The 18220-nt window shown below is 39.0% G+C and carries 13 protein-coding genes and 1 pseudogene; 5 read left to right on the forward strand and 9 right to left on the reverse strand.

What is annotated here, in order from left to right; translation table 11 throughout:
• Positions 1-87: 87 nt before the first annotated feature.
• The 5 genes from AC4CUY_RS18760 to dxs all read right to left on the reverse strand — a co-directional run bounded on the left by AC4CUY_RS18760 (position 88) and on the right by dxs (position 6189).
• Positions 88-2025, reverse strand: a complete 1938-nt coding sequence (locus AC4CUY_RS18760; RefSeq protein ID WP_016539375.1) for a DEAD/DEAH box helicase — start codon at positions 2023-2025, stop codon at positions 88-90.
• Positions 2026-2361: 336 nt separating this feature from the next.
• Positions 2362-2697 carry a hypothetical protein gene (locus tag AC4CUY_RS18765; RefSeq protein WP_419327714.1) on the reverse strand — a complete coding sequence of 112 codons (336 nt, stop codon included), beginning with the start codon at positions 2695-2697 and terminating at the stop codon, positions 2362-2364.
• Between the two features lie 33 nt (positions 2698-2730).
• Positions 2731-3144, reverse strand: coding sequence for a hypothetical protein (locus AC4CUY_RS18770; RefSeq protein WP_419327715.1), 414 nt, complete (start codon positions 3142-3144; stop codon positions 2731-2733).
• Positions 3145-3323: 179 nt separating this feature from the next.
• Entirely contained in the window at positions 3324-4154 is an 831-nt protein-coding gene (locus AC4CUY_RS18775; protein ID WP_004725624.1) for an inositol monophosphatase family protein, read from the reverse strand.
• A gap of 130 nt (positions 4155-4284) precedes the next feature.
• Entirely contained in the window at positions 4285-6189 is a 1905-nt protein-coding gene (gene dxs, locus AC4CUY_RS18780) for a 1-deoxy-D-xylulose-5-phosphate synthase (protein ID WP_336953477.1), read from the reverse strand.
• Between the two features lie 315 nt (positions 6190-6504).
• Here dxs and ribA point away from each other — a divergent pair, with 315 nt between their 5' ends.
• Complete coding sequence (gene ribA, locus AC4CUY_RS18785) at positions 6505-7107, forward strand: GTP cyclohydrolase II (protein ID WP_336953476.1); 603 nt, start codon at positions 6505-6507, stop codon at positions 7105-7107.
• 212 nt (positions 7108-7319) lie between these two features.
• Positions 7320-7430 (forward strand): annotated as a pseudogene (locus tag AC4CUY_RS18790) (DUF4844 domain-containing protein); the annotation flags it as partial.
• A 217-nt stretch (positions 7431-7647) separates the two neighbouring features.
• Here the strand turns inward: AC4CUY_RS18790 and hemN are convergent.
• Positions 7648-9012 carry an oxygen-independent coproporphyrinogen III oxidase gene (gene hemN / locus AC4CUY_RS18795; RefSeq protein WP_419327716.1) on the reverse strand — a complete coding sequence of 455 codons (1365 nt, stop codon included), beginning with the start codon at positions 9010-9012 and terminating at the stop codon, positions 7648-7650.
• A gap of 273 nt (positions 9013-9285) precedes the next feature.
• On the opposite strand from hemN, the gene hemF reads away from it, so the two are divergent.
• On the forward strand, positions 9286-10227 hold the full coding sequence (hemF, locus tag AC4CUY_RS18800; RefSeq protein WP_336953474.1) for an oxygen-dependent coproporphyrinogen oxidase: 942 nt from the start codon (positions 9286-9288) through the stop codon (positions 10225-10227).
• A gap of 674 nt (positions 10228-10901) precedes the next feature.
• A complete protein-coding gene (gene aroE / locus AC4CUY_RS18805; protein ID WP_336953473.1) occupies positions 10902-11690 on the forward strand; it encodes a shikimate dehydrogenase in 789 nt (262 codons plus the stop codon).
• A gap of 78 nt (positions 11691-11768) precedes the next feature.
• Here the strand turns inward: aroE and AC4CUY_RS18810 are convergent, their stop codons facing one another.
• Positions 11769-14174 (reverse strand): hypothetical protein, encoded by a 2406-nt coding sequence (locus AC4CUY_RS18810; protein ID WP_490774566.1) that lies wholly within the window; start codon positions 14172-14174, stop codon positions 11769-11771.
• A 233-nt stretch (positions 14175-14407) separates the two neighbouring features.
• Here AC4CUY_RS18810 and AC4CUY_RS18815 point away from each other — a divergent pair, with 233 nt between their 5' ends.
• Complete coding sequence (locus tag AC4CUY_RS18815; RefSeq protein WP_336953471.1) at positions 14408-16231, forward strand: acyl-CoA dehydrogenase C-terminal domain-containing protein; 1824 nt, start codon at positions 14408-14410, stop codon at positions 16229-16231.
• Positions 16232-16441: 210 nt separating this feature from the next.
• Here the strand turns inward: AC4CUY_RS18815 and AC4CUY_RS18820 are convergent, their stop codons facing one another.
• Both AC4CUY_RS18820 and hemW read right to left on the reverse strand, forming a co-directional pair.
• Complete coding sequence (locus AC4CUY_RS18820; protein WP_419327718.1) at positions 16442-16927, reverse strand: hypothetical protein; 486 nt, start codon at positions 16925-16927, stop codon at positions 16442-16444.
• A 76-nt stretch (positions 16928-17003) separates the two neighbouring features.
• On the reverse strand, positions 17004-18158 hold the full coding sequence (hemW, locus tag AC4CUY_RS18825) for a radical SAM family heme chaperone HemW (RefSeq protein ID WP_490774567.1): 1155 nt from the start codon (positions 18156-18158) through the stop codon (positions 17004-17006).
• Positions 18159-18220: the final 62 nt, after the last annotated feature.

Raw genomic sequence — 18220 nt, forward strand, 5'->3', positions numbered from 1 at the left:
ACTATGTCACACTTTATTTTACCAAATACTTTTCAACTTGCAATAAAAAACCAGCCTTTAGGCTGGTTTTTTATTAAAAATATCTAATTAATCGTTGAATTTGCGACGCGGACGGTCTGCATTGAATTCACGCTTTGGACGATCTTCACCACCAAATTCACGTTTAGGACGATCTTCACCGCCAAACGCACGTTTAGGGCGATCTGAATTAAATTCACGCTTCGGACGATCTTCACCACCGAATGTACGCTTAGGACGATCATCACCGAAAGAACGTTGTGGACGGTCACCGAAACCACCTTCACGGCGTGGTGGACGATCACCAAAATCACGCTTAGGACGATCAGCAAAACTACCTTCACGACGTGGTTTGTAATCTACGCTGTTGCCACGGTTGTCATCATTCGAGTTAAAACGAGGTTTATCGTTAAAACCGCCTTCACGACGTGGACGATCAGAGTTGAAATCACGCTTAGGACGATCTTCACCACCGAATGAACGTTGTGGGCGGTCACCGAAACCACCTTCACGACGTGGTGGACGATCACCAAAATCACGCTTAGGACGATCTTCACCACCGAATGAACGTTGTGGACGATCACCGAAACCACCTTCACGGCGTGGTGGACGATCACCAAAATCACGCTTAGGACGGTCATCACCATAAGATGGACGATCACCACGTGGTTTGTCATCGAAGCTACGGCGTGGGCGATCATCACCACCTTCACGACGTTTGAAGTTTGATTCACCTTCAAAACGACGACCACCGCCGAAACCGCCACGACCGCCTTCACGACGACCACCACCGTTACTACGACCACGACCGCCACCATCACGACTACCGCGAGCTGGAGGTGGAGATGGTTCTAAACCTTCGATTTCAGAAACACTTAAACGCGCTTCTAAATAATCTTCTAAAGCACGGATTTTACCGCGTTCACGGTAAGTTGCTAAAGTGATTGCTTTACCGGTACGACCCGCACGACCTGTACGACCAATACGATGCACATAATCTTCATTCTTCATTGGAAGACCGAAGTTAATTACGTGAGAGATTGTTGGTACGTCAAGACCACGAGCAGCTACGTCTGTAGCAACAAGAATTTTTGCACGACCTTCACGGATACTGCGTAAACGACGGTTACGTACAGTTTGTGGCATAGCACCATGAAGCGCAACAACTGAAAGACCTGCTTCTGCAAGCTCTTCAGCAAGCATATCTGTATCTTCTTGAGTTGAAGCAAATACTACTGCTTGATCTACGTCTTCTTCATTTAACCAATGCGTAAGCAATTTTTTCTTATGCTCAAAGCCATCAGTCCAATGTAAAGTTTGGGTAATATCAGTATTTGTAGAATGACCTGTTTCAATTGCAATACGTTCAGGTTCGTTCATCATGCGTTCAGCAAGATTAATGATACGTGGTGCAAATGTTGCAGAGAACATTAATGTTTGTTTACGATTTAAAGCTAAATCGCTGATTGCTTCTAGGTCTTCAGAGAAACCTAAGTCAAGCATACGGTCAGCTTCATCGACGATTAAAGCATCAACTAAATCAAGTTTAATTTGACGACGGTTTACAAGATCAAGTAAACGACCTGGAGTCGCAACAACAACTTGTGCACCTTTTAATTGTTGGATTTGCTTACCAAAAGGCATACCACCCATAATTGCTGCAACACGTACACCTTTCATATGGCGTACAAATGCAATCGCATCTTGACATACTTGTTGTGCAAGTTCACGAGTAGGTGAAATCACCAAGATATTTGGTTGAGTTACTGCTTTCATACGATCTTTAAATGGTACAAAAGTATCTTGACCAGCTAAAGCGTTTAACGTAGGGAGTAAGAATGCAGCAGTTTTACCAGAACCAGTTTGGCTTGATACTAGAAGGTCTTTTCCTTCTAAAGCCGCTGGAATAGATAGTTCTTGAACAGGAGTCGGCGTAGTAAAACCAAGACTCTCGAGTGCTTTCTGTAGCGACTCGTCTAATGAAAATTCAGCAAAAGTTTTGCTCATAGAGATATTCACCCTAATGTGGGTGCTCCATTAATATATGGTCTGATGGACATCGGCAAAAAGCGGCACAGCAATAATCGCTGAAAATATAGAATCAGCGGCGATCCGAGAACGACGATGCGTATAACGCACATTTGATAACAGCCGCAACCTGAAGGAATCGCTTAAGCGATTGGGTGGGGCGCGAAATATTGTCCTCTCTTTGGACCGGACGCGCATACACAATATAGAAGAGAAATGTTCAGGTAATGAACGAAATTTAGTGCGTGCGCAGAGTATAGCAGAATTTATAATAATGTCACGAAGTTTTATTGTTTTTTCCTGTATTGTATTAAATCATTCATAATATTCAGGAATTAAATAAAAAACTTGATCTACAACTAGACTCTCATCCTCAATAATATCTGCTACAGCGACCGCTAAACACCTAATGGTAAACTCACTTAGAATAATCATATTGGATTGCCAATGATATGTGCCTAAAGCGCACTCTCCTGTTTGTTTATTTTTCTGCATTAAATATTGAATATTTTCAGTTGTGCTTGCACTGCCCAAAAATGTTTGTCCATCTATAATGACCCAAAAGTCTATGTTTTGCAGCGCAACATCTTCATGAGGAATTGTATGATGGGTTTTTAGACTAAATTTTTCATTTTGATAAATAGTTTTCAATTGATCTATTCCGAGTTAGTTTTTGGATTTCATCTAAGTGCCACCATTAATTCGATAAATTCTATACCGTGCCTGTTCTGCAAGCTCTTCTTTATCTGAATGCGTATATTCTTCTATTAAATTGATAGCTTCTACTGTACCTATTTCTTGTAATACCCAAAGACATCTTTTGAAATAGGCAGAATCCTCTTCACTAGCTAAATATGCCAAGTGAGGTTTTAAAAAAATTGCTCGCTTTATATAAGGAATAGCATAAGGATCTTTTCTCATTTGAAGATCCCAAATAATTTCCATATGATCCTCATGCTCTAATAGCAATAATCTTTCGCATTGCTCTTGAGTTGTTTTAGATTCATCTATTTTAAGATATGGATTTCCCTGTTCCATTTTTTGGCTCATAGATTTAAAACCAAATAACTTTTTTACTTTATCCAGTAAATTTCTCACCCTTAGCTTCCCCCAATAAGTTGTATTATTTTTTATATAAGTACTATTCGCTAGGTCTTGCAATCACAGAAGTTTAAACAACGACATTCAGTATTGGTAGTATTGCATTAAATCACAACCCATAAAAAAGCCTTCATAAAAATGAAGGCTTTTTAAAACTCAATCTACACAAGTATAAATTACTTCGCAGCTTCACCCCAAGCAGGAACAACAGCTTGCATCAATGGTTTTAACATTTTCATAGAACACGCAATCACTTGACCATTTTCCATAGAATCTGAACCACCACGAGCATCAACGACTGTACCACCCGCTTCTTTCACCATAAGCTCGCCTGCTGCGATATCCCAAGGTTTTAAACCGAGCTCAAAATAACCATCTAAACGACCAGCTGCGACATAAGCCAAGTCTAATGCAGCAGAACCTGCACGACGATATTGTGCACCAGCTTCAGTTACATTTAATAATGATTCAAAATGGTTTTTCGCATAAGAAACAATCTCACCATTACGTTTAGCGCGGTAAGCATGACCTACACCCATAAAGGTATTTTCAAGACTGTCTTTAACATTCACACGAATACGACGTTGATTCAACATTGCGCCACGACCACGGCTTGCAGAGAATAGCTCATCTTTCACAGGGTCATAAATAACACCGTGTTGAGTTACACCTTTATGTTGAACTGCAATAGATACACAGAAATGTGGGAAAGCATTGATAAAGTTTAAAGTACCATCAAGAGGATCAATCACCCAACACCAATCGGCATCATGACCTTTACCTTCTTGTAGCCCAAACTCTTCACCAAGGAAGCTGTGATTTTTATAACTTTTACGAAGCGTATCAATAGTCAACTGCTCGATATAACGATCTACACGAGTCACTGGACCATCAATTCCTTTTTCTTCGACTTGTAGATCGAGTTTATGACGATTTTGATGCGCTTTTAAAAGCTCTTGACCAACTAACTGAGCCGCACGCGCAGCCATCACCACCATAGGTTCCATTGAACACCCACTACAAATTTGAAGATACTGATAAAGAATAATGCATAAAAGCGCCGACATTTTAGCAAATATCGGCGCTTTTTGGGAAATTTTGTTTCTAAAATTTTACAACTTCAATTTTTACATAAGCTTAAACGTGTTGTACTAGCTTTAACCATGCCTGTTCAATCGAGTTTTGAATACCTTTTTCATCTAAACCACAGTCTTGAAGCATTTCAGAGTGGCTTGCTTGTGCAAGAAATTCATCAGGTAAACCTAAGTTTAAAATTGGCTTCAGAATTTGTGCCTGTGCCAAGAACTCATTTACGGCACTACCCGCACCTGCCATCACCGCATGTTCTTCAACAGTAACAAATAAGTGCGTTTTATCTGCCAAATCACGAATAATTTGTTCATCCAGTGGTTTCACAAAACGCATATTGATCACACGAATTGCGATATCCAATGTTGGTGCGAGTTGTTTTGCTGATTCAAGCGCAGGTTGAACACGACTGCCAAAAGCCAAAATCGTGATACCGTCTTCGTGTTCAGTATTGAGTTCTAACAATATTTCAGCTTTACCAATTTCCAGCTCAATCAACTGTTGTTGAATTTCTACACCTAAACCATTACCGCGAGGATAACGTACTGCAGTTGGCCCTTTGTATAGATATGCTGTATGCAACATTTGGCGACATTCGTTTTCGTCTTTTGGCGCCATGATCACCATATTGGGAACAGTACGCATATAAGCATAGTCATAAGCACCAGCATGCGTAGGACCATCTTCACCGACTAAGCCTGCACGATCAATACCAAAGGTCACATCAAGATTTTGTAAAGCAACATCATGAATCAGCTGGTCATAACCGCGTTGCAAGAAGGTTGAATAAATCGCCACAACTGGCTTTAGTCCTTCACAAGCCATACCGGCGGCTAATGTCACAGCATGCTGTTCTGCAATAGCAACATCGAAGTAGCGCTCTGGAAATTGCTTAGCAAACTGTACCATGCCTGAGCCTTCACACATAGCAGGGGTAATCGCGAGTAATTTGTCATCTTGTGCAGCTTCATCGCAAAGCCATTGCCCAAATACATCTGAATATTTTGGTGCTAAATTTTTAGTAGCTGAAGCATTAATTTTGCCAATCGCATGATATTTAATTTGATCCGCTTCAGCAGGCGCAAAACCCTTACCTTTCACAGTATAGACATGGATCAGGCGTGGCCCTTTACGTTTTTTAAGCGCATTAAAGACTTGGACCAGTTGCTCAACATTATGGCCATCAAATGGGCCAAAATAATCAAAACCAATCGCTTTAAATAGATTATCCGCGGCATCAGTCGCAGATTGATGTAAGCGAGAGTTGTAGTTCCATTCAGGACAATCCTGTACAAAAGCTTGCCCTTCTTCATCAATATTGATGAATTGCCCTTGTTCCCAAATTGCAGCCAAATGCTTAGCAAAACCACCAGTGCTACATGAAATCGACATATCATTGTCGTTGAGTACCACCAACAAATCAGCATTATGTGCCACTGCATCATTCATGGCTTCAAATGCCATTCCAGCAGTCATCGCACCATCACCAACGATGGCAACAACTTCACAAGGATCTTTTTGATAACGACGTGCCAAGGCCATGCCCAAGCCAGCAGAAATTGCAGTCGATGAATGTCCTACACCAAAAGTATCGAATTCGGATTCATCACGTGCTGGAAAAGCTGCCAATCCATCTTTAGAACGGATGGTCATCAATTGCTCACGGCGTCCTGTAAGAACTTTATGTGGATACGCCTGATGGCCTACATCCCAAACTAAACGATCTCTTGGGGTTTCAAAACAATAGTGTAAGGCGACTGTTAACTCTATAACGCCAAGGTTTGCACCAAAATGCCCGCCACTTTGTCCAGCAGCATACAAAATAAATTGACGCAATTCGTCTGCGACCTGCGGCAATTGGCTTTGCTCAAACTGACGTAATTGTTGAGGATGATTAATTTCATTCAACAAAGGCGTAACAGGACGATGACTAGGTATTTCGGTATACAACATATGTGGCAAAGCCTTCTAAAGCCTGGCAAATCTAGCTAGGTAAACGGGTTAGCATGATTGTGAGAACAAATCATATCACATTCGATCAGCCACATTTATAATGATGCGTCATTGGAACTTCCAAGTCAGCTAGTGTGCTATTGGTGTCAATTATCATGAATAATCTATCTATATATCAACTATTATCGTGTGCTTTATACAAAAAAGAAATTTTTATAGCAATGTTATCTATAAAAACATGCTTTACAAACCTACCAATGTCCAAGCATTACGCTATACTTTAGCCAATTTCTAAACAAATAGATGGAAGATTCTGTGTCAATAGAGTTTGTTGCCACTTCAAAATTACCCACTGCTTATGGTGATTTTAAAATTTCTGTATTTCAAGATCCACAAACAGGTGAAGAGCATGTTGCTCTTTCTAAGGGTTTAGAAATCGCGCCTACAAACCCCGTTTTAGTTCGTATTCATTCAGAATGTTTAACTGGCGATGCCTTTGGCTCATTAAAATGTGACTGTGGTCCTCAATTGCACAACACCATGAAAATGATGAATGAAGCAGGTCAGGGTGTGATTTTATATTTGCGCCAAGAAGGTCGTGGTATTGGTTTGACCAATAAAATCCGTGCTTATGCGCTGCAAGATCAAGGGCACGATACTGTTGATGCAAATTTATTGTTAAACCTACCTGCTGATGCACGTAAATATGATATGTGTAGCATCATGCTTGATCATTTACAGGTCAAACAAGTTAAACTCATTACCAACAATCCATTAAAATTAAAAGCTTTAACAGATTTAGGTATTGATGTATTAGATCGTGTACCGTTGACAGTGGGCTTAAATAAGTTCAATGAAGATTATTTAAAAACCAAACATGACCGTATGTCTCATATGTATGAGAAAGATGATTTTTAAATAATCACTAAGTTAAATAATAGGAGACTGAACTAATGAAATTAAGCTCAATCTTATTTGCAATCATTCTCCTTTTATTCAACGCATATGATTCAAAAGCCTAATCTGCAATCATTCAATAATTAAAACAGCTCCAACAACAAGGTCACTTTTTGCCCGACATTTTTTATATTCTGAGATACAAAATCCTTAATTAAAGCAAAAACTCGATTAGCTATGAAAAATTTTTAGATATTATTGGCCTAGAAAGCTCAGATATTATTTTAAATACTTGGGTATATGTTGAAGTCATTAATAAGTTAATTGAACAAAAGAATCAGTAAAACCATAACATCTCTAATAATTCACTAATTTTTATAAATAAAACATCAAGAAAGATTTTGCTCTCTCGGATGGCGACAGGGATGTCACCGTTGGGCAAGGATGACAGGAGTCCCCTTTGCCCAACTAAGGATTTTTGTTTCTTTCATCCCTGAAAAGAAAGGAATCATCTACACTTCTTCATCTAAATGTTTAAATACAATATTTTGTAAAATAGAATCATATCGTCATCGAGAAAATTTGCGTTTCAGGTTTTCTACGTTTTAAATGCAAATCAAACGCCATACAGATATTACGGACAAAAGGTTTCCCTTGCTCCGTGATCACAATCCGATCCACTTCAATATTCAATAAACCATCGTGCTGCATTTCAACAAGCTGTTGAATCACATCACCACGTTCGGCAAAATCCATCATGTGATCTGACCAAGAGGTTTGAAAGGTACACATCAAATTCAAAATATGTTGACGAATCTTTAAATCTTCTACACTTAACACATGCCCTTTCACCACAGGAATTTCATCATTTTCAAGACAACTGTAATAAGCTTCTAAATTTTTTTCATTCTGTGCAAAGCTATACCAACTATCACCAATTGAAGATAGACCCAATCCGATCATGACTTGTGTTTTTGATGAGGTATAGCCCATAAAATTACGATGCAAAGTACCTGCATGAAATGCTTGATACATCTCATCCCGATCTAAAGCAAAATGATCCATCCCAATCTCATGATAACCATGGGCTAAAAGTTGCTTTTTCCCTTCTTCATATAGCGTTCGTTTCATTCCATCTTTGGGCACATCATGATCTTTAAACCCACGCTGTCCATTGCCCTTAATCCAAGGCACATGGGCATAACTATAAAAAGCCAAGCGATCTGGCATTAAAGTATTAGTCAAATCAATGGTATGCAATACATCTGCTAATTTTTGAAATGGCAAACCAAAAACCAGATCATGTGAAATGGATGTATAGCCAATGTCACGTGCCCATTGCGTGACTCTTTCTACATTTTCAAAGGGCTGGACACGATGAATGGCTTTCTGAACATTCTCATTATAGTCTTGCACACCATAGCTGACACGGCGAAAACCAAGCTCATATAAGGCCTGTAACTGTTCTCGTGTGGTATTATTGGGATGCCCTTCAAAACTAAATTCATAACGATCCGCAATATTGGCTTTGGCTAAAATACCCTGAATTAATTGTTGTAAATGCTCAACTGAAAAAAATGTTGGTGTCCCACCCCCCAAATGGATTTCTTTAATGATGGGTCTGTCTTCTAGCAACTGACAATATAAATCCCATTCTTTTAAAACTGCTTGAATATAGGGTAGTTCAACATCATGCCGTTTAGTGACTTTTTTATGGCATCCGCAAAAAGTACATAGACTTTCACAGAACGGTAAATGAATATAAAGACTGATGCCTTCAGCGAGATTAGACTCATCAAAAGAGCGCTTTAGCGTTTGTTTCCATTGTTGCAGCGAAAATGAAGCCTCATCCCAATATGGAACCGTTGGATAACTAGTATAACGGGGTCCAGCAACATTGTATTTTTGAATCAAGGAACAACTCATATTCACTGCTCGATACGCAATTAACATTCAAAATGAAATAAACCCAAAATTGAATTTATCCTCAATACATTGTGCTGAGCTTAAGGATAGATTTCAACCTAGCGAATTGCTCGGGATTGCGAAGCTTATGCCAACGATAACCAAAGATTTTCACTCACGTTCAATTAATTCACGGCACGTTCAAAAAATGTCTTCATGATGACTTCATTTTGTTTTTTTTGAATTTTTATGTTTTGATGTAGAAAATTTTTCAATTCTCCTTTGAGGATGATCATGCAAAACCCGACTTCTGCAGATATTCAACGTGTTCGTGATTTCCTGACAGATTTACAAGCTCGAATCTGCTCTGCCCTAGAGCAACAAGAAAAATTAGGCCATGGCACTGCAACATTTGAAATTGATGACTGGCAACGCCCTGAAGGGGGCGGTGGCCGTTCATGTGTTTTACAAAATGGTACTGTGATCGAAAAAGGCGGGGTGATGTTTTCTCACATCAACATTTCCAAACTACCAGCTTCAGCAACAGAACGCCATCCAGCAATTGCTGGAGCCAAAGCACAAGCCTTGGGTGTTTCCTTGGTCATTCATCCAACAAACCCCAATGTTCCAACATCTCACGCCAATGTACGGCTATTTGTTGCAGAACCTGAAGGACAGGCACCAATTTGGTGGTTTGGTGGTGGTTTTGACCTCACGCCTTTTTACCCGAATGATGAAGATGTTTTATCTTGGCACCAAACAGCATTTGATCTATGTGCACCGTTTGGTAAAGAAATTTATATGGAACATAAGCAATGGTGCGATGATTATTTCTATTTAAAACATCGTGATGAACAACGGGGTATTGGTGGATTGTTTTTTGATGATTTAAACCAATGGGATTTTGAAAAATGCTTTGAATATATACAAGCGGTCGCTCATGGTTATTTAAATGCTATTTTGCCTATTTTCCAAAGAAATCAGGATAAACCATTTACACAAGCCCAACGAGACTTCCAACTGTATCGTCGTGGTCGCTACGTTGAATATAATTTGGTTTATGATCGTGGAACTTTATTTGGCTTACAAACTGGTGGGCGAATTGAATCTATTCTGGTCAGCATGCCACCACTTGCTGCATGGTCTTATCGCCCAGAATGGGATGAAAATAGTCCAGAAAAACGCCTCACTGATCATTATTTAAAGCCTAAAGACTGGTTGTCCATATTAAAGTAATCATCAGCAATTTAAGCTTCATCGTTAAAAAGCTATCTTTCATTTAAGATAGCTTTTTAACTTAAACCGTTGAATACTTCTGAGAAAATAAGTCTTGAAAGATTTACTCACAATTAAAATGAGAATAATTCACGATTAGGACACTTTTTTAATTTAATATATGTTCGAACTTGGCTAAGATACCAACCTTAAAATTTCCTTAATTTTTTTGAAAAAAGTCTTAGCATTAAAGATTATTATAGCGGTAGAAACCAGAGGTAGGTATGAGGAATTTATTAGAAAATCACAAGGTTACACTTTCATTCAGTATTTTATTTTTATTAGCATGCTCTATTTCAACCACTATTATCTCTAACAACCATCTCTCTGACAGCATCTCGATTACCTCTAGTGTTGTATTATCTGCTGGATTTCTTGTTGTTTTTGCTATGATTTTTCTTGACTTCTTAGAGTCAGTTTGCAATCCATAAGCATCTTTTTTAAAGCACAACATTTCCCAAAAAACCTTCCTCTTAAAAACCAGCTTTAGCGCGATTAAAAAAGCGCTCTAAATCATCAATTTATTCAAATTTTAGCTTAAGCTAAACTGCATATAGTTTGGTTGTATCATCCATTTTCACGTATATTGTCGAGATTCTCTAAAAATCAACACAATCAATACTTGGACATTTGGCATGAGTAAACTATTCGCAGTCATTGGAAATCCGATTGAACACTCTCGTTCACCTGAACTACACCATGCCTTTGCAGAAAAGACTGGTATTGATCTCAACTATGTAAAACGTCTTGCCCCACTCGATGGCTTTACTGCAAGTGTCAATGAATTTTTTGCACACAATGGCATAGGTATGAATGTTACTGTGCCATTTAAAGAACAAGCTTTTGCCTTATGCCAACAACTGACAGAACGTGCAAAAATCGCTAAGGCAGTCAATACGCTTTGGATGGAAAACGGCATTTTGCATGGTGACAATACAGATGGACAAGGTTTAGTCGATGCGATTAAAGCATTGGACTGGACTTTAGAAAACACAGATATTTTGATTATTGGTGCAGGCGGTGCAACTCGCGGTGTGGTTTACCCTCTGGTAAAAGCGGGGGCTAAAATGATTGTGATTGCCAACCGTACCCGTTCACGTGCGGAACAATTGGTGGCAGATTTACAAAGCGCTGTTCCTGAAGCAGAACTTTCCGCTTGTAGCCTAGATGAATTAGATGGGCAATTTGATCTTGTTATCAATGCGACTTCGGCAAGCTTAACGGGTGATGCACTGATTCTTCCTGAAACCTTAACCTTTCACCATGCTTATGAAATGGCATATGGCAAACCTTCAAGTTTTATCGATCAAGCCAAAGCGCGCCAGATTCCAAGCTCAGAAGGCTTCGGTATGTTGGTTGGACAAGCCATCGAAGCATTTTATATTTGGAATGGGGTTCGTCCAAATTTAAAAGATTTTCTTTAATCATGGATGTATCTTTGTTTTAAAAAATCAATAAAAAAGAACCTCAATTGAGGTTCTTTTTAACCAAACCAAGATCAATTACTTTAACTTGGCATCACTCAAGATCTGATAGGTTTGCTTAAATAAATCATAATCAATAAATTCAGTCGCGTCTTGATCCAAGCCAGCCACTACCTGATCGCTAAATTTATTACGTTTAAATGCAGTATAAGACTTGGCTAAAATCTTCGCTGTTTTGATAAAGTCAGCACGTTGCCCTTTTTCAATCTCATTTTCTGCTTCAAACTTCTGCATATAATATTGCGCAAAAACAGCTTCAGTGGTTTTGTATTTCTTAACTAAATTCTGAATTTCTAAAACACTTTGCTTATCTTTCCAGACTTTAGCCACGATCTCATCAACAGCATTTCCAAGTCCATCATCATATTGGTGGTCATCTTCCAAATGATGTTTTTTCTGTAAAGCTTGGATCTGCTTTAAAGTCTGGCCTTTTGGATTGTAAATCCCTTCATCAGAATAAGAATAAGCGTAGACTGCCGCAATTTCCTGTAAATCTTGAGCAGAGTATTGTTTGATTAGCTCAGGTTTTTCTGCAGTCAGTTTGGCAATAAATACCGCTTTATAGGTTTTTTCATAGGAACCCGTTTGTGCAAACACCTGTTCAGCCAACTGTGCTAAACGCTCATCTAAAGTTAAGTATTTTTGTTCTGAACGGCTGCCTGTATCACCTGAAACACCCGCAATACCACCTACAGCTTGCTCCATAATGCTGCCTTTAAAGATGTCTTTAAATGGTTTGGCTTGCTGTAAAACACTCTGGTCGATCTTGCTGGCATTTCCATAATTAAGGAATTGCATATCCATCTTAACATTCAGCTTACGATTTAATTTATCAAAATCCACACCCAAATCATAATCTACTTTTACCGCCCGGCCTTTGTTATCTAAAGACAGATCAACGATTAAAGGATTACGTTTGTTTTTAGCCGGCAAACTGGCTTCAACTTCAGTATGATGTTGATTCCACAATTGTTTAAATTGTTGAGCATCAACCAACTGGTCTTTCGCATAGCCTGTAAAGGTTTTGACAAGCGCTGCATTACTTTGCTGCTGTAAAGTTTTGCTGGCTGAAGATGCATCATCCTTTTGTTCAGTACTTAAAACATCAATTTCATAATGATACTGGCAATATTCCACATCACCAAAACGTGGATGAGCTTTTGCTTTTGTTAAATCTTCACACTGTTGTTCAGTTAAAATTTTCTGACGCGCTGCTGATACGTCTTCAGACTCAGCTTCAACATTGTCATCTTCCTGCTCAGCAGCATCAGAAGCTTGGCTAGTGGCATAGTCTTCGTCATCTTCAACTGCTTTTTTAGCCGCGTCTTGTGCATCTGCATAAACTGCATCCACCTCTTCTTCAGACGCGTCATGAGATTGACGATTGACTGCACTATAAAGTTGATACATGGCGCTAGCGGCATCAGCCACTCCCGCATCATCAGTATTGATCCCCGCTGAGGCTTCTTCTACTGCTTTCATTGCAGCTTGTGCCGCTTCGTTAGCATCATCGCTAGATTGGCTTTCTCCTGTAGTATCTAATAGTTTTGCAATATTAGTAGCGCTCAATCCAAGCACTGAATTCATGAAATATTGACGATTTACTGTAGAATACAATTGACCTTGCAAAAACATTTCTTCAATGGTGGTATTCAAGCGGATTTTTTCAACCACACCTGTTTGCTTCTCAGCTGAACTCACCGCAAGATTTTCAATTTGATTCGGGGAAGCAATTAAATAAGAGGTTGCGCCTGATTGTTTAAGCAACTCAACCAAGGCTTTTCCATTTACCTTGGCAATATCATCTTTATATTTAGAAAAATCATAATAGGCATATTTATTCTGATCTTGTGAATTAGCCAAATAAGGCATCAAAGAATAGATATGCGTATAGAATTTATAATTATTTAAATCCAAAACTGTAGGAATACGCATTTCCACAGAGAGGTTGGGTTTTTTATACAGTGTCTCTAAGTTAAACGATGCCATTTTCTGACGATAATTTACCGTTCCATCATAACGAATCTGCAAATCATTCACGATATTTTGTACAACATCTGCGCCCATACCAGCAAAACGACTAAAATACTTTGAGTCCTGTTTAGCAATTGCTTGATAAAGATCTTTTTTTTGCGCATCGGTTAACTTGATTTTTTGATCTTTCAGGTATTGATTGACCTTTTTTTCAATTGTAGGATCTAATTGTTTTGTATCAGCTGTGTTGGCTTTCTGAACGCTATCAAGTCGAACCTTAACTTGTCCACGGTAATCAAAATTTGGATATTCATATAAGGCATTAAACCCTTGAATTGCACGTTGCGGAGCGTCTTGATCTGCATTTAAAGCATTGCTTTTAATCACATGTGTAGAACATGCTGATAAACTCAAACCCAATAAACACAATGTTAATTTTTTTAAATGCATGATAGATCTACCCACTTGAATATTATAATGACAATAAAAATAACAATGAAACAATAAAAAACAAAGTGTACAAGACTATCAAAAAATCAACAAATTCACATGTGCTTTTTCTACCAAATTCGCATTTCTGACAATTTTTTTAGAGAGTCTTATCAATGTAATTCCCATATGATTATGAATAATGAAGCTATAGATTGAAAATCCAAAACTATTTTTAAATTAGGATTAAACACATGCCAGCATATAAAGCGCCGCTCCGTGACATACGTTTTTTAATGAATGAAGTTTTTGACTATTCTGCACATTATAAAACACTATCAATTGGCGAAAATGCCGATGCTGATACTGTCGATATGATTTTAGAAGGTGCTGCAGATTTTTGTGAAAATGTACTTTCTCCGCTGAATCAATCTGGTGACGAAGAAGGTTGTCATTTTAAAGATGGTGAAGTCTCGACACCAAAAGGTTTTAAAGAAGCTTATAACCAATTTATTCAAGGCGGCTGGCAAGGCCTGTCTTATCCTGAAGAGTTTGGTGGCCAAGGTTTACCGATGTCATTAAACCTAATCAAATCTGAAATGATGGGGACTGCAAACTGGTCATTCACCATGTACCCAGGTTTGAGCATGGGATGTATGAATACCATCCTGCAATTTGGTACAGACGAACAAAAAAATACCTATATGCCACACCTGACTGCGGGTACATGGTCAGGAACAATGTGTCTGACTGAACCACAATGTGGTACAGACTTAGGTCAAGTAAAAACTAAGGCTGAACCTAATGCTGATGGTACTTACGCGATTACAGGGACAAAAATCTTCATCTCTGCGGGTGAACATGATTTAACTGAAAATATTATCCATATCGTTCTTGCGCGTCTTCCAGATGCACCCGCTGGGACTAAAGGTATTTCATTGTTTATTGTGCCTAAATTCATCCCTACAGCTGAAGGTACAGTGGGTGAACGTAATCCTGTGACTTGTGGTTCTATTGAACACAAAATGGGAATTCGTGCATCTGCTACAGCAGTATTAAACTTTGATGGCGCAACAGGCTATCTGATTGGTGAAGTGAATAAAGGCTTACATGCAATGTTCACCTTCATGAACACGGCGCGTATTGGTACTGCTGTACAAGGCCTTGCTCACGCGGAATTATCATTCCAAGGTGCTTTACCATACGCAAAAGACCGTATGTCTATGCGTGCTCTATCTGGTAAAAAAGATCCAGACAAAGTGGCTGATGCAATCATTCACCATGCAGATGTACGTCGTATGCTTTTGACTCAAAAAGCATTTGCAGAAGGCGGTCGTGCAATGATTTATCATGCCGCTCAACTTGCAGATAAAATGACTGATGCAATGTTACAAGGTGATCAAGCAAAATTTGAAGAATATGATGATAAGCTTGGTTTCTATACCCCAATTCTCAAAGGTTTCTTAACAGAAATGGGGCTTGAATCTGCGAATTTGGGTATGCAAGTGTTTGGTGGTCATGGCTATATCAAAGAGCATGGCATGGAACAAATTGCACGTGATGCACGTATCGCGACTTTGTACGAAGGTACGACAGGTATCCAAGCACTTGATTTAATTGGTCGTAAAGTGCTGCTTTCATCTAAAGGTAAAGTGGTTCGTGAATATACCGCTGAAATCTTGAAATTCTGTGGTCAACATGCACGTAACAAATATATGCGTCGTTTTGCTTGGGATTTAACCAAGATCTGTGCGCAATGGAACGCTTTGACTGTACGTATTATGCTTGCAGCACGTAAAGACCGCGAAATCGTATCATCTGCTTCTGTGGATTTCTTGATGTTCTCTGGTTATGCAATGATGGCTTACTACTGGGCTCAACAAGCAGCAGTCGCTTCTGAAAAACTAGCGTCTGGTAATGGTGCCGAAGTTCCTGAGTTCTATAAAGCAAAAATCAAACTTGCAGATTTCTACTTTGAACAATTATTACCACGTTCACAAGGTCATGCTGAGTCTATGGTAAATCCATCTCGTACCATGATGGCACTTGATGCAGAACATTTTAGTTTTGATTACTAAAATTTAAGATTTCTGAAAAAACAAAGAGCGCTACGGCGCTCTTTGTTTTTTTAAATATAACAGTGCAAGCTGCACTACAGTGATATTCATTTACTTGTAGCAGAAGCCCATCCTTGAAAGCCTGAACTTAAAAATGCCCTTAAGCGCTCGCTTTAATGCTTTTAAAAATTGACCTGTTTAAAAGCCAACAGATAATTCTGTCATCCCCTACTATTGAGTTTTAGAAGCGGGTTGAGTAATGGTTTTAATCAACTTAAATCGATTTTTTTCGAGCACATAAAAACGTGTAGTCACTTGATCCACTTCATAGTTTTGATTCATATGCTCTTCTTGTGTGACCAAGAGACGGCTGTTTGGACGTGTTGCAACCACATCTTCAGTCCGTTCCTCCCCACCAAAGCCATCCGCTAAAAGCTGACCCGTACGTTTATTGACAAAAGAATAGACTCTACATCCCCCGCCACAGCCCCACATGGTGGTGACATATTCACCGGCAAAATCTGGTTTTTGTGTTAATGCTTCTCTTAGTCGAGTGCGGAACATATTGGCACTTGGATCTGAAAGATCAAGTTTCGCGGTCTTGCCTGTATACACAGCCTTCACAGGATAGTCGCTAAATTGAGGAACATCGTTTTTTGCATATGCCAGTGATAGGCTTGCCACAGCAAATAACATGCTGATTAGGAACTTATTCATTGTGATGACCTTAACTTTTAATAGATTATTGTTTTAAGTCAGATCATAACAAAAGCTAAATTTTTATGCTGTAGATTTATAGAAACTCTTCCAGCACAGAATTTAAAAATACATGACCTTGCGCTGTACATGCCAACTGTGCGTCATCATTCAACATCAATTTACGCTGTTTTAATGAACCAATTACCTGATCTAAATCAGACAAATTCAACCCTGTACGTTCAGGATAAATGTGGGCATGAACACCCTCATTTAAACGTAAAGCATTCATCATAAATTCAAAAGGCATGTCTTGTTTTTCAATACGTTTAAATTGCAAATGTTCAGCAGGCACTTTGGCTAAGTAGTCTTTAGGCAAACGGGTTTTTTGAAAACGGTATACACCATCAGCTTGGGTAATTTTGCCATGTGCCCCTGCCCCAATCGCTAAATAATCGCCAAATTGCCAATAATTTAAATTATGTGATGACGGTTTTTCTTTACGCCATGCAGACACTTCATAATTGATAAAGCCATTGGCCTGTAAATATTGTTCTCCCTGTTCTTGAATGGTTTCCAGAACATCATCTACAGGCAAAATAGGTTGAGTGCGGAAAAAAACGGTATTCGGTTCAATGGTCAATTGATACCATGAAATATGGGTTGCCCCGTTTTCGACTGCAAGTTTTAAGTCATACAAGGCTTGTTCTAAAGTCTGTTCTGGTAAACCATGCATCAAATCTACGTTGACACGTTGAAAACCCGCTTGTTTGGCATGTTGAATGGCGGAAACAGCATCATCATTGGAATGGATACGCCCCAGCTTTGTTAGATGATCAGGATTAAAACTTTGCACCCCAAGCGATAAACGATTAATCCCAACATCTAAATAGTCTGCAAAAGGATCATGTTCAACTGTCCCAGGATTGGCTTCCAAAGTAATTTCACAATCCTGCTCAAACGGTATTAAATCTTTTAACTGGGAAAAAAGCCACTGATAACCTTGTGCAGAAATCAATGACGGGGTTCCACCACCAATAAACACACTATGAATTTTACGTCCCTGAGCAAAATCCACTTGGGTTTTAAAGTCTTCAACCAATGCTAGCAAATATTCTTGCTCTAAATCTAAAGACAGCTTCCCATCAGGTACAGCATGTGAGTTAAAGTCACAATACGGACACTTACGGACACACCACGGCATATGGATATAAAGCGACAAAGGTATATTTTGAGGTGTTAAATCAGTCAAAGAAAGCTCAGAACAAGTTTAGAGAGTGATTATTTTAACATGACTTCTACCATCCGATTAGA

The organism is Acinetobacter sp. 778_lipA (assembly GCF_058242985.1).

Coding starts and splice junctions, on each gene's coding strand:
- AC4CUY_RS18815 (WP_336953471.1), top strand. CDS start 14,408: ATGCCAGCATATAAAGCGCCGCTCCGTGACATACGTTTTTTAATGAAT.
- AC4CUY_RS18810 (WP_490774566.1), bottom strand. CDS start 14,174: ATGCATTTAAAAAAATTAACATTGTGTTTATTGGGTTTGAGTTTATCA.
- AC4CUY_RS18820 (WP_419327718.1), bottom strand. CDS start 16,927: ATGAATAAGTTCCTAATCAGCATGTTATTTGCTGTGGCAAGCCTATCA.
- hemF (WP_336953474.1), top strand. CDS start 9,286: ATGCAAAACCCGACTTCTGCAGATATTCAACGTGTTCGTGATTTCCTG.
- AC4CUY_RS18760 (WP_016539375.1), bottom strand. CDS start 2,025: ATGAGCAAAACTTTTGCTGAATTTTCATTAGACGAGTCGCTACAGAAA.
- hemN (WP_419327716.1), bottom strand. CDS start 9,012: ATGAGTTGTTCCTTGATTCAAAAATACAATGTTGCTGGACCCCGTTAT.
- AC4CUY_RS18775 (WP_004725624.1), bottom strand. CDS start 4,154: ATGGAACCTATGGTGGTGATGGCTGCGCGTGCGGCTCAGTTAGTTGGT.
- dxs (WP_336953477.1), bottom strand. CDS start 6,189: ATGTTGTATACCGAAATACCTAGTCATCGTCCTGTTACGCCTTTGTTG.
- aroE (WP_336953473.1), top strand. CDS start 10,902: ATGAGTAAACTATTCGCAGTCATTGGAAATCCGATTGAACACTCTCGT.